Genomic DNA, 12457 nt, shown 5'->3' with positions numbered 1-12457 from the left:
ACTGTCATGAAAAAATATAGCAAGATAGCAACATATACCCTGGCGATGCTGGTGTTGTGCCTGGCGCTGCCGGCCTGTGAGATTGACGATATTCCGGACCCGAACAACACCACCATAGAGGATATCCGCGAGAACACAACCGTGGGGCAGCTCAATAACCTGGTGGTAGGGGCCGAGTCGGGTATGCGTAACGCGCTGGGCACGTACTACGATGCCGTTAGCGTGATAGGGCGGGAGATCTACCGCTTCTCAGCCTCAGACCCGCGCTTTACGACGGATTTGCTGGGGTCTGGCAGCAACGTGTTGAACAATAACACCTTCTATATCACGAATCCCTGGTCTGGCAGGTACAGGGTTATCAAGAACCTGAACGTCCTGATCGATATCCTGAGCGATAACACCATGGTAGCGGCGGGTAAGCTGACAGAGGAGCAAAGGCAAGGGTACCTGGGCTACGCCAAAACCATAAAAGCCCACCAGCTGCTGCTGAACCTAACGATGACCTATACCAACGGAATCAGGGTGGATGTGGATGACCCTGATAACCTGGGCCCTGTTTTGGGGCGGGATGAGGCCCTGGCGGCAATCGCCGGCTTGCTGGATGAAGCGGCAGGGCACCTGGAGCAGGCGGGAGACAGCTTCCTGTTTCCGCTGTCCAGCGGCTTCGCCGGTTTTGACACACCGGACACTTTCCTGCAGTTCAACCGGGCTCTTGCAGCAAGAGTGTCTGTTTACAGGGGAAACTGGGAGGAGGCTTTAACCAACTTAGAGGCTTCTTTCTTTGACTTAAACGGGGACTTTGATACGGGCGTGTACTATGTGTTCGGTACGGGGGCAGGCGACCAGCTAAACCCGCTGTTCTACCCTCAGAATGCGGCAGGCGAGGTGCGTGTAGCACACCCAACGTTTATAACGGATGCTACCCCGGGAGACGACCGTTTGTCTAAAGTGTCGGAAAGAGCGCGGGCGGCCACCCAAAGGGGCCTGAGCGGCGACTATGACGTGTTTGTTTACAAAAATAACACGGCGCCTGTGCCGATCATCCGCAACGAGGAGCTCATTCTGATCTATGCGGAGGCAAATATACAGACGGGCGATTTGGAAGAGGCAGCCAGGGCGCTGGACATCATCCGGACCAGGCACGGGCTGGAACCTTACGCCGGTCCGGTTACGGAAGAGGCTCTGATTGATGAGCTGCTTTACCAGCGCCGCTACTCCCTGTTCTTCGAAGGCCACCGCTGGATTGACGTGCGCCGCTACGACCGCCTGGATGAGCTGCCCATAGACCGCGAGGAGGACGATGTGTGGGAGCTTTTCCCGATTCCGTTTGCCGAAAACGTTTAGACGAAAGCCATACTGGTAAAGCAGGGGGAGGGGCCGCTAAAGGCTTCTCCCCCTGCTTTTGTCTTTCCAGGTGTTGCCGCAGTTGTAGCAGGTATACTTCCGGCTTAAAAAGGGCAGGGGAAAGCCAAGGAAAAGGTACGTGAGCGAGAAGACGGTCTTGTTGTACTTCTCCTCGGCCACATGGTCGGAGCCGCAGCGGGGGCAGGTTTGTACCTCCGCGTGCTCCTGCATGGGGGGCGCCAGTTCGATGGTGTCGTAGTCGAACTGGCTTTCACCGCCCTGTATGCGGGCAAGTATAGCCTTTGCCTCCTTCACATCCTGCTCTGTTACCCGGAGCTTAACCCCGCCCACCGCAGCGGAGTAAAAGGGTTGCGCGCCAATAATGTGCTCATCCCCCAGAAAGCAAAGTATACCCTCAGCCTCCAGGCGGCCCTTCAGAATGTGGGCCTCTGTGGCTTCATTAAACGTAGCGATGGTCACCAGGCGCTCTGCCATAGAAGTAGGAAGTTATTTTTTAGGCGGAAGGTCAAAGGCCTCTGCCTCGTGTTCGAAATGCCCTTTGTGGGAGCCGTCGCAGAACGGCTTGTTTTTGGAGAGGCCGCAGCGGCAGATGGAGACAAGCGTGCGCCCGCCCAGCCCGTAGGCGTTCCCGTGCTTGTCCACTAGCTCAAACTCATCGCCCTCTACGCGCAGCGATCCGTTGCTGTTAACCGTTATTTTTGTCTTTGCCATCGTGTTAGTGTCGTATTTCACCCAATATACTCATTTCTGCGGATACGGCAGCAACTTCGGAGCCGGCGGTAAACGTGCTGCTAAAAGCAAAAGCGGCTCCAGGCATGTGCCTGGAGCCGCTTTTGCTAATGTGGCTTATACTTGTATTAGTTGCTATACAGGTAGTTAAACGACTGGCGCTTGCCATTTGGCGAAACCACCGCCTGGGTAAGCGGGTAGCCACGCTCATCGTAAGTATACGAGTAGCTGTACTTATACGTCTTTTTGGTGTTATGCACTACCGTGTTAGAGGCCACCAGGTTGTTAGGGCTGCTGGCTGTACCCGGCTCAGCTAAACCATGGAATGGGTTTACGCTGGTGTCATAAGAGTAAGTAGTGGTCGAGAACAGCTTCGCTTCCTTGTTATCATCGATCACGTACTGCTTTTCCTGGGTGTAGTTGCCGTTCGGCAGCACTTCATACACCGTGTAAGATTTCAGCTTTCCGCCCTGCTCGGCGTCTTTGCCCTCATACACAGACTTCTTCTCCAGGTTGCCTTGTGTGTCGTACGCATAGGTGGCATAGGCGGTATACTCCAGCTTGCTGCCATTGTAGTAGGCCATGGTGCTCTTGGTGAGCTGGCCGTTGGTTTCGTAGGTAAAGGTTTGCTCAGAAAGCAGGTTGTGGTTGCCGCCGGCAAACGTACTGCTCTTGATCAGCTGTCCTTTCCCATCGCGCTCATACTTCTCAAAACTCTCCAAATCACCGGTTTCTACATCGTAGTGGTTGATCTGGCTCAGCTGTTTCCCAGCAAAGTTGTAAGAAGTGACCTCCGAAGAGTCTGCCAGAATGTGCGAGATCATGCCCTGCTCCAGTTCTGGTTGAATTGATCCATTCTCCTGCTTTTCGCAAGAGCTAAACGCTACCACACCTAACATCAGCATAGCAGGCATTACTTTGTTTCTCAGTTTCATTTGGCTAAAAGTTGATTTGATGAAACAACACTTGTCCGCTACCTACGGCGGGCAAGTCTCAGTGAGAACGCCGATCTTTTTTAAAAAATTGCACTTGCCATGAAAAAATATCTGGTGCTATGGGTGCTTGTTTAAATAGTTATTGTCTTAACTTGCTGGTTTGTAATAATTTATATGCTGGTGCAGCGCCTGAAATTGCTGCAGGAAAAGTTTGATAAATTTAATAAATATAAGATCGCCTATATTGCATATTAAGTGGTTTTCAGTTCAGGCTGGCTGATTGGGCGATGTTCAGAAGCTCGTCGCCTGCCTCAATATCGTGGCGCAGTTTCTCTTTTAGGTTAACGGTTACGCGCAGGGCCTGCAGGCCTTGCACGCCCTGTAGCTCTTCAACCTCCAGGTGCTCCACCTCCTCCTCAATATAGCCTTCCGACTGCAGGAACTCCAGGTAGCGCATGTACTCCTGCGCCTCCTTCTGCTGCGAGTAGACGATGGCGATTTTTCCCGGCTGCGTCAGGCGCTCCTCTGAGCCCCGCACGGTGGCCTTGTCGATACGCTTTTTAATAATCTCATAGCGGATGTTGTTGGCCCCGTCCACGTCAAACTTCTTCTCATCCAGCCTATACCGGATCGAGATAGAGTCGGAGTGCACCAAAATGAGCTGAGTTATCTCCAATGGCAGCTTCAGGTTGGCGCGAAGCTTCTGTATGCGGCGGGCAATTTCGCAGGTGAGCATAAGCTGCCACAGGCGCATGTTCTTCAGGTAGATCGGCTGGAAGTCGCCGTTGTTCAGCAGGGAGGCCCCGATATAGATGTTATACTCAATGCCATCGGTTTTATACTTCTCGAAGTAGTGCGGGAAGATCTGCTGCGCCTTTTCCTCCTCGCGGTCCAGGAAGCTGGAGATCGTGTCGTTAATAAGGTAGAGGCTCTCCTCATAGGCGCGCCGCTTGTTGTACACGGCCTTGTAGGGGTTGTTGATGGCGGAGCGGTAGGCCTGTATCGCGTGCTGGGCCGAGTCCTTGCGCAGGAAGTGGTCGAAGAGCGGCTCTATCTCCTGGCGCAGGAAGTCAAGTATGATTCCCTCGTCGCCGGAGCCCAGCTCGTGCACAATGCTCTGCGAGTACTTGTCTATCTTAAACATCAGCTCATCAAGTATAGAGAGCGGCATGTTGTCTTTGGCGGCAAGTATAACCTCTTTGGCCAGCACCAACTGCTCCAGCAGGTCCCCCTGTATGGCCTTGTTCCGCTCGATGGCGGAGCTGCGGATGTCGGAGGAGCCGTAGAGCGGGTAAATATCGCGGAACACAATCGGTTCTATCTCCGAGCCGGAGTTACGCTCCATCCTCTCCAGCAGGTTAATGGCTGCCTGAGTAAAGCGCCATTCCACAATCGGGTGTATGGCGGTGTACTTTTCTTTGATGATGCTCTGGATACTGCTGCGCAGCTCGTCCAGGCTGCGGTTCATGGCCAGGGCAAAAAGCGGCAGTATCTCCTTCAGCCGGATGGTGGAGAGGGCGTTTAGCTCACCGGGAATGGGGGAGGCCAGCTCCATGAGGCCAATGGTGCTGCCTTCGTACTGCAGCGGCGCGATGATCAGGTTGCGCAGCCCCGCCTCCAGCAGTTTCTGCTCAATGCGGGTCGGGTTCGGGAGCACGTTCAGGTCCTCCACCACTATGGTCAGGCCCTTTTTTAGCACAGGCTCATAGATGGAGCCCTTCAGGTCGCTGAGGGCCAGGTCGCATTCCTGCGTCAGGATAAGGCCGTTCCAGATGCGGCGGGCATAGCTGGTGTCAAACTCGCGCACGTTGGGGCAGGAGGCAAAGCCAAGCTGTATCCCGGGCAGGCCAAAGAGCACGCGCAGCTTCTGCTGCAGGTCCTGGAAGCCACTCTCTGTGCTGACGGAGTCTTTGTCGAGCAGGTCGTAGCGCAGCGAGGAGATGGTTTCCTCCATGGTCACCTCGGTGAAGTCATAGATGGCAAAGCCGCTGAACTCAAAGTTTTCGGGCGGCAGCAGCTGCATCCACAGGTCGAGGTCGTTGTAGCGGTTTATCAGGAAGTTTATCTGCTGCGCCCGCAGCGGCTTTACCTTCCCGTTTGCCTTTACCTGCATAAACTTCAGGTCAACATCCACTTTGTAGTGGCGCGGCAGGCCCGTAAACTTATCGTTGATGGTAAACACAAAAGGCTCATCCACTGAAAAGTTCGCGTTATAGAACTGCTCCAGAATAATGGTGTAGGCCTGTAGCGTGAGCCGGAACAGCAGTGTCTTTTTGTCGATGTTAAGTTTTTCGGAGTAGTTGGAGCTCTCCAGAAGCTTGAGCTCCTTTAGCTTGGGGGTGGCGTAAAAGCTCTCGAACCTGAAAGGCACCGAAACCGCCTTCAGGTCATTTTCCCACAGGGCGCCGGGGAAAATGTCCTCCATCAGCCGGTCCACTGTGTCAATGTACTTGTTAACGATAGACACATCCTGGATGGAGCCCAGCAGCTCCGGCATTTGGTTGAGCAGGTCAATTTGCTGGCGGATGCGCTCGGTGTTGCAGCCACGGTCTTTCCCTAGCTTCTCCTCCCAGTAGGCAATAAGCGGCGACAGGCTGAGTGTGGTCTTAAACGGGAAGTCGTCCACGCTTAGGATCACGTCGTCGTCGCTGCTCATCGAAACAACCGTTTCATGAAAGTTGGCTTTGTGGTGTTTACTCATAATATGTGCTGTGGCTAAACGGATTTAAGCCTTACTTGTGCTTCTTCAATAAACGTGGATTATCCCTAAAAGGTGGAGCAAACTGAGGCTGGCTGTGCAAGATATCATAACTTAGTGCCCGGGCCCGGAAAGGGCCGTAGCGCAGAGGTCATCTACCCTTAATATAAGTCTGGCACAATATTTACGGGGGATGCTTGTTAAAGTTTAAAGCACAAATCTGAAATACTATGAAGAGACGATTTAGTTGGATGCTGGCCCTGGTGCTGGCCTTGGTGAGTGTGGGCGCAGTGCAGGCACAGTCGCAGCTGGAGCAGGATTTGGCCGATCTGCGCACCTGGATGCAGCAGCGCAGCACGCAGGCCGACAGCACCATTGCTGCCGAGTGGCCCACTGTGAAGAAAGAGTTTGAGGAGCTGTCTTACAGCCTGGACCGCAACACAAAAAAGATGTCGGAGAAGTCCAGGAACGAGTACAACACCTACAAACAGCGTTACGGGGAGTGGAAGGAGCGCAACGAAAGCCAGCTGGTGAACCTGGACGGCCGCGAGTTGGAGCGTTGGGAACGTAACATGACCGGCACCACACAGCTAGACAAAGTAAAGCCAGTGCACCTGCGCGATACTTTTACGAAGGCGCTAGAGTACACGCGTGAAAAGCGGCAGAACTGGAGCCTGCGCGATTGGGAGTATGCAGAGTTTGTGGTAGGGGAGCTGAACGCACGCAAATCAGAGGTTCTGGACCTGTTAAGCACCGGTGACAAAATTAAAATAGCGGCGCTGCAGGTGGAGTTTGCCACCCTCAAGAAAGGCCGCGAGGCCAAAGATGCCTACAAGGACATGCGCGAAAGCAACCGCTAGGCAGGAGCAAGCACGGTAAACGCAACACGCCCCGACAGGATTATATGGCTGCCGGGGCGTATTGCGTTTACCTGGTAAGGTTACGCTTACCTGGCTAAATGGCGTTTTTGCCTTTAGTGCCTCCTGATTGCTCCTTGTTTTCGTTACGGCCCTGGTTCGGGCTCTTGTTCTGTTTCTGGTCTGTCAGGTGGCGGTTTTCCTTTTTGTCGTCCGAGCTTTTTGCAATCGGCTTGCTCTGCTTACTTGGGTCTTGATTATGTCCTTTTGTCATAGCTTTCAAATGTTTGGTTTATACTTTAGGTTTACGGCGGGGCAAGGCTCAGGTTAAGCAGCTGGGCATATGCCGGTTCCCGAATGTTGATAACCCGGTGGGGAACTTGTCGATAACGGCTTTCTGAAATGCCTTACTTTTGCAGTCCAGTTTTATTTAAAGTAACAGATTACCATGCACATCGCGATCGTTGGCAACATTGGCGCCGGCAAAACCACGCTGGCCACCAAGCTGGCCCAACACTTTAAGTGGGATTTATACCTGGAGGCAGTGGATAACAACCCCTACCTGAAGGATTTTTATGAGGATATGGAGCGCTGGGCCTTCCACCTGCAAGTCTTCTTCCTGAACAGCCGCTTTAACCAGGTGCAGCAGATACAGGCCAACGGGCACGATGTAATCCAGGACCGCACCATTTACGAGGACGCCCACATCTTCGCGCGGAACCTGCACCAGTCCGGGCTCATGAGCACCCGCGACTTCGATAACTATTACGGCCTCTTTCAGTCGATGATCAGCATGGTGAAGGCCCCGGACCTGATGATTTACCTCAAGGCGGACCTGCCCAAACTGATCGGCCAGATCGAGAAGCGCAACCGCGACTACGAGAGCAGCATCAGCATTAACTACCTGCGCAACCTGAACGAGCACTACAATACCTGGATGGGCAACTACGATCTGGGCAAACTGCTGGTGGTGGATGTGAACAACATCGACTTCGTGGCAAACCCCGAAGACCTGGGCAGCATTATTGAGAAGATTCAGGGCGAGCTGTTCGGCCTTTTTTAGCCAACAAATTATACTTTACTTACTTATACTTCGGAAAGGGTAGGAGGCTCCGGCTTCCTGCCCTTTTTGTTTTACAGTACAGGGCCAACTATCCTTTCCCCTTTCTTCTTGTCCAAGCTACGATAGCTTTGGCTATCTGAATTGATCCCAGTCCTTGGGTTGAGCGCCTCGAGAGGTTCCGGTGACGAGCGCTAGCGAGGCAGCCCGAGGCACGAGGGCAGGAAGCGAAAGCAGCGCGATACCCGAGGACGAGCCCTCGCGGGCATGAGCGCTCCAAAGTATAAAGTGAAACTGTAGGTGAGTGGGAGCTGCAGGATGAACGGGAGCTAACAAGGATAGCTTGGCTGAAGATGCGGAAAGCAGGGCCAATGGAAGTATAAGCAAAGGTAGTCTAAGGCACAAGCGGACGCTTGCGCCAGTAAGGTTGTTAGCGGAGGCCAAAAAGGCTGGCTTTGCAAGCCAGTCGAGTTGCAAACTCGACATTATAGTTAGACACGAGTTGAAAACTCGCGCCAGAGGGAATGCTATAGAAGTATAGCCGAAACAAGTATAGTTGCTACGATGCAAGTATGGTTTTTCAAGCCAGTTGAGTCACAGACTCAACATCATAGTTAGATACGAGTTGAAGACTTGCGCCAGCGGGAGCCAGCCGCACTAGCTAGAAGCTACCCCACGGAAAACTCTCACTCCTCCTCCTTTTGCCTTCACACCAAAAAATAGTATCTTCAACAGTAAAACTAATCTTAACCCACAAAATGAAATCACATCACATACTACTCGCCTCGGCACTGGCAGCTGCCTCCTTCGGCTGTAGCAGCAACACAACCGAAGGCACAGCAAGCACCACGGAGGCGGTGGCCACAGACAGCCTGCAGCAGAAACTCGACACCTACACAACCGTCCGCCTGACGTCTGACCTGAGCAAGCTGGGCGAGAAGGAAAAGCAGATGCTCCCGTTGCTGATCGAAGCGTCTGACATTATGAACAAGCTGTTCTGGTATGAAGCCTACGGTAAAAGCGATTCGCTATTGGCGACCCTGGACAGTGAGGCAGCCAAGCAATATACCAAGATTAACTACGGCCCCTGGGACCGCCTGAATAACAACGAACCCTTTATACCCGGTGTCGGGCCAAAGCCGGAGGGCGCCAACTTCTACCCGGAAAACATGACGAAGGAGGAATTTGAACAGGCGAGCCTGACGGATAAGGCCAGCCAGTACACCTTCCTGCGCCGCGACGAGAACGGTAAGCTGGTTACAGTGCCGTATCATGTGCAGTTTAAGGAGGAGGTGCAGCGCGCGGCCGACCTGCTGCGGCAGGCGGCAGGGCTGGCCGAGGATCCGGGCCTGAAAAAGTACCTGAACCTTCGTGCCGAAGCACTCCTGACGGACAACTACCAGCCGTCTGACCTTGCCTGGATGGACATGAAAAACAACAGGCTGGACATTGTTATTGGGCCAATCGAAACTTACGAGGACAAGCTGTTCGGCTACAAAGCCGCCCACGAGGCCTATGTGCTGGTAAAGGACATGGAGTGGAGCGAGAGGCTGTCGAAGTATGCAGCCTTTCTGCCGGAGCTGCAGCGCGGCCTGCCAGTGGCAGCCAAGTATAAAAAGGAGACCCCCGGCACCGACTCCGACCTGAACGCCTACGACGTGGTGTACTACGCCGGCGACAGCAACGCGGGCAGCAAGACCATTGCCATCAACCTGCCAAACGACGAGGAAGTGCAGCTAAAGAGAGGCACACGCCGCCTGCAACTGAAGAACGCGATGAAGGCCAAGTTCGACAAGATCATGGAGCCGATCGCCGAAGAACTGATCGTGGAAGACCAGCAGCAGTACGTAACATTTGACGCCTTCTTCGCCAACACCATGTTCCACGAGGTGGCGCACGGTTTGGGTATCAAGAACACCGTCAACAACAAAGGCACTGTGCGGGAGGCCCTCAAAGAGCACGCCTCTGCGCTGGAAGAAGGCAAAGCCGACATTCTGGGGCTGTACATGATCACGCAACTGAACGAGAAAGGGGAGCTGGAAGGCGACCTGAAGGAGTATTACACCACGTTCCTGGCCGGTATTTTCCGTTCGGTGCGCTTTGGTGCGGCCAGTGCCCACGGCAAAGCCAACATGGTGCGCTTTAACTTCTTTAAGGAGAACGGTGCCTTTGAGCGCGATGAGCAAACCGGCAAGTACCGTGTAAACTACCAAAAGATGCGCGAGGCCATGAACAAGCTGTCGGAGAAGATCCTGACGCTGCAGGGCGAGGGCGACTACGCAGGCGTGGGTACACTGCTGAACGAGCAGGGCCAGATCAGCCCGCAGCTGCAGGCCGACCTGGATCGCCTTTCCGAAGCCAACATCCCGGTGGACATTGTATTTGAGCAGGGAACAGACGTATTGGGCCTAAGCAAGTAACTCCCGGCAGATGGAGACCATACCCTGGAGCCAGCCGAAGCTGTTTAGCAAGCACTATGTGTTTGGGGCGGAGCTTGAGCCCTTCGCTGAGCTAGCCTTCACCGGCATCTGGAGCAACGATGCGGTCTATACTTCTGAGACGGCTTCGTATTTCCTGAACATGCGCAGCAGCTTTAAGAATGAGGTGGACATCCTGGAAAACGGCAGGCCCGTGGCCGATGTAAGCATGCCCAGCTGGGGCAAGTACACCTTGCGCCTTCCTTCGGGCCGCTGGTACACCCTTGCCTCCGACATGTTCTCGAACAGCTACCGCTGGATAAACGAGGCGGGCGAGGAGTTGGCCTGGTACAGCCAAGGCCTTTTAGACGTAGCACATGGCACCATCAGGCTATCGGAAAGAGTGCCTGCCGAGGATCGGGAGCTGCTGCTGAGCACCGGCTTTTTCCTGAAGCAGAACTCAGACCAGACGGTTTTGTTGATCCTGGCCCTTCTGTTCTTCTTTGTTATCACAAGGTAGTGCAGGCTCCGTCTGGCACCCTTACGGCGAGCCCAACCGTGTGGTTGGGCTCGTTGCTTTTACAGCCCCTGTGGGCCGGCTCCGCCAGGGCTGCTGCTCTGGCAGGTGCCCTGGCGGCCAAGCGAAGCCAGGCTAAGGCGGTGCCGGTGGAGCGGGAGTTTAAAGGCCGCGTCTACGGATTTTTAGTACAAGAAGATGAACAGTGGCGGAGTAGGGTATGTGGTATGCTGCAAAGGTTTTAGTAAGGTGGGCAGATAGATGTGGTGTAGCTGCTGTTTTTTTTAGCCAATCAAAAGCTGCAACAGCCGATTCCGGGCGGAGGGGTAAAAAAAGAGCAACTCAATGTAGTTGCAGAGAGTATGTTAGGGTTGGTCAATTAGTTATAAATCAAATATTTAAGTTTTAACCAGCCATGAGAAGTTTCTATGACTTTAACAGAAGTATCCCCAGAGAGCGCGAAGAACAGTACAACTTGTATCCAGAGATGGCCCTATACCACATAGCCCTGCGAGAAGAGCTGGGAGAAGAAGAGTATAACGCCTTTTACAGTGCCGAGAAAGAGGCGCAGCAACGTTTTATCGTTCCGATGTACAACCAAACCACACCCCAATGGACGACCGCTTAGGTTTAGCAAAACCAGTACAATAAAGAGGCAAACTGCTCCCAGACAGTTTGCCTCTTTTGTTTTTCTGTTACTTAAGAAGTACGGCACCTCCAGCACCGGGTACAGCTATAGCTGCTGCAGCACCAGTTCGGCGCCCTCTTCGCCTACCAGCGAGCCAATGGCGATGCCCATACCTCCGAGGCGCACAGCACAGCTCACCCGCCCCGACACCTGCTGCACCAGGGTGGTTTTGGTGTTGCCGGTGCCCATGCCCATAATGCCGCTCCAGCGGTGCTCTACCTCAAAGGGCGTGTCCGGAAGTATAACCTCACGCAGCTGCTCTTCCAGCCTGTGCTGAATCAGCTCTGTCATGCCCAGCTCAGTTGTCGTTTCGGCTTCGATGGCCAGGTTGCGGGCGCCGCCGAAAAGAACGCGGTTGCCGATGTTCCGGAAATAATAGTAGCCCTCATCATAATGGAAAGTGCCCTTAAACCGGAGCGCTTCGATGGGTTTGGTAATGAGCACCTGTGCCCGTGCCGGCTGCACCTGCAGTGTAGGCAGCAGTTTCCGGGCAAAGCCATTGGTAGCGACCAGGGCAGCTTTCGCCTTCAGGTCGATGCCTTGTGCCGTCACGGCGTTTACGTCTTGCCCGTTTTCCTGCAGCGCAAGCACCTCCAGGCCATTTAGCACCAGCACGCCAAGCTGCTGTGCCTTCTGGGTGAGCGCCAGGATCATTTTGCCGGTGTCTATCTGCCCTTCGGCGGTACTGAGGAGCAGGCGCTGCACACCCTTAAACCCAAACTGGCCGATCTTTTCGTCTGCCGGGCGAAACACCTCGGCCTCGCCAATGGTGTTTTGCAACTGCCTGTTCAGGTAGGGCAGGTTATCGAGGCAAGCCTCGTACAGCTCTTGCTGCTGTGGTGTAAAAAGTTCATAGCCGCCCCACCGGTGATAGTCGATCGTGGTGTCGCCAAGGTTGCGGCGCAGGCGCTGCAGGCCTTTCCAGCGGCGCGCCACCAGTCCGAAAACGTCCTCCTCCGAATGGCGCTGCAGGTCGCTTAGCATCTCGGAGGGGCTGCCAAAGCAGGCAAAGCCGGCGTTTTTGGAGCTGGCGCCTGTTGGCAGCATCCCTCTCTCCGCCACCAGCACCTTAAGCTGCGGCTGCTTTGCTTTCAGGTGCAGCGCGGCGTTCAGGCCCACTATGCCGCTGCCGATGATCAGAACATCAATGTTCTTAAAGTACGTCTCGCGTTCCCAGAAACTTAATTGCAT

12 protein-coding genes are annotated in these 12457 nt (G+C 54.2%); 6 read left to right on the top strand and 6 right to left on the bottom strand.

The genetic code is table 11. The features are described from left to right. Positions 1-6: 6 nt before the first annotated feature. On the top strand, positions 7-1344 hold the full coding sequence (locus CA264_RS12950) for a RagB/SusD family nutrient uptake outer membrane protein (protein ID WP_025607742.1): 1338 nt from the start codon (positions 7-9) through the stop codon (positions 1342-1344). Positions 1345-1380: 36 nt separating this feature from the next. Here the strand turns inward: CA264_RS12950 and CA264_RS12945 are convergent, their stop codons facing one another. From CA264_RS12945 to CA264_RS12930, 4 genes are all read right to left on the bottom strand, one after another. After that, positions 1381-1839: a putative signal transducing protein gene (locus tag CA264_RS12945; RefSeq protein WP_025607740.1), complete on the bottom strand. Its 459-nt coding sequence runs from the start codon at positions 1837-1839 to the stop codon at positions 1381-1383. Positions 1840-1851: 12 nt separating this feature from the next. Next, a complete protein-coding gene (locus CA264_RS12940; protein WP_025607739.1) occupies positions 1852-2076 on the bottom strand; it encodes a CDGSH iron-sulfur domain-containing protein in 225 nt (74 codons plus the stop codon). A 146-nt stretch (positions 2077-2222) separates the two neighbouring features. After that, positions 2223-3029, bottom strand: a complete 807-nt coding sequence (locus CA264_RS12935; protein WP_025607738.1) for a hypothetical protein — start codon at positions 3027-3029, stop codon at positions 2223-2225. A 262-nt stretch (positions 3030-3291) separates the two neighbouring features. Then, complete coding sequence (locus CA264_RS12930; RefSeq protein ID WP_025607736.1) at positions 3292-5730, bottom strand: GAF domain-containing protein; 2439 nt, start codon at positions 5728-5730, stop codon at positions 3292-3294. 227 nt (positions 5731-5957) lie between these two features. On the opposite strand from CA264_RS12930, the gene CA264_RS12925 reads away from it, so the two are divergent. After that, on the top strand, positions 5958-6587 hold the full coding sequence (locus tag CA264_RS12925; RefSeq protein WP_025607734.1) for a hypothetical protein: 630 nt from the start codon (positions 5958-5960) through the stop codon (positions 6585-6587). A 94-nt stretch (positions 6588-6681) separates the two neighbouring features. Here the strand turns inward: CA264_RS12925 and CA264_RS21875 are convergent, their stop codons facing one another. Then, a complete protein-coding gene (locus tag CA264_RS21875) occupies positions 6682-6858 on the bottom strand; it encodes a hypothetical protein (RefSeq protein ID WP_162912085.1) in 177 nt (58 codons plus the stop codon). A gap of 174 nt (positions 6859-7032) precedes the next feature. Here CA264_RS21875 and CA264_RS12920 point away from each other — a divergent pair, with 174 nt between their 5' ends. The 4 genes from CA264_RS12920 to CA264_RS12900 all read left to right on the top strand — a co-directional run bounded on the left by CA264_RS12920 (position 7033) and on the right by CA264_RS12900 (position 11206). Then, positions 7033-7647, top strand: coding sequence for a deoxynucleoside kinase (locus CA264_RS12920; protein ID WP_025607732.1), 615 nt, complete (start codon positions 7033-7035; stop codon positions 7645-7647). Between the two features lie 755 nt (positions 7648-8402). Beyond that, a complete protein-coding gene (locus CA264_RS12915; RefSeq protein ID WP_025607731.1) occupies positions 8403-10064 on the top strand; it encodes a dipeptidyl-peptidase 3 family protein in 1662 nt (553 codons plus the stop codon). Positions 10065-10074: 10 nt separating this feature from the next. After that, entirely contained in the window at positions 10075-10581 is a 507-nt protein-coding gene (locus tag CA264_RS12910; RefSeq protein ID WP_025607730.1) for a hypothetical protein, read from the top strand. 412 nt (positions 10582-10993) lie between these two features. Next, positions 10994-11206, top strand: coding sequence for a hypothetical protein (locus tag CA264_RS12900; protein ID WP_025607726.1), 213 nt, complete (start codon positions 10994-10996; stop codon positions 11204-11206). A gap of 105 nt (positions 11207-11311) precedes the next feature. Here CA264_RS12900 and CA264_RS12895 read toward each other — a convergent pair whose 3' ends face one another. Further along, a complete protein-coding gene (locus CA264_RS12895) occupies positions 11312-12457 on the bottom strand; it encodes an NAD(P)/FAD-dependent oxidoreductase (RefSeq protein ID WP_025607724.1) in 1146 nt (381 codons plus the stop codon).

Source organism: Pontibacter actiniarum (assembly GCF_003585765.1).
GTDB lineage: Bacteria > Bacteroidota > Bacteroidia > Cytophagales > Hymenobacteraceae > Pontibacter > Pontibacter actiniarum.
Note: the sequence above shows the minus strand (reverse complement) of the source record. Positions and strands in the feature narration are given on the sequence as shown.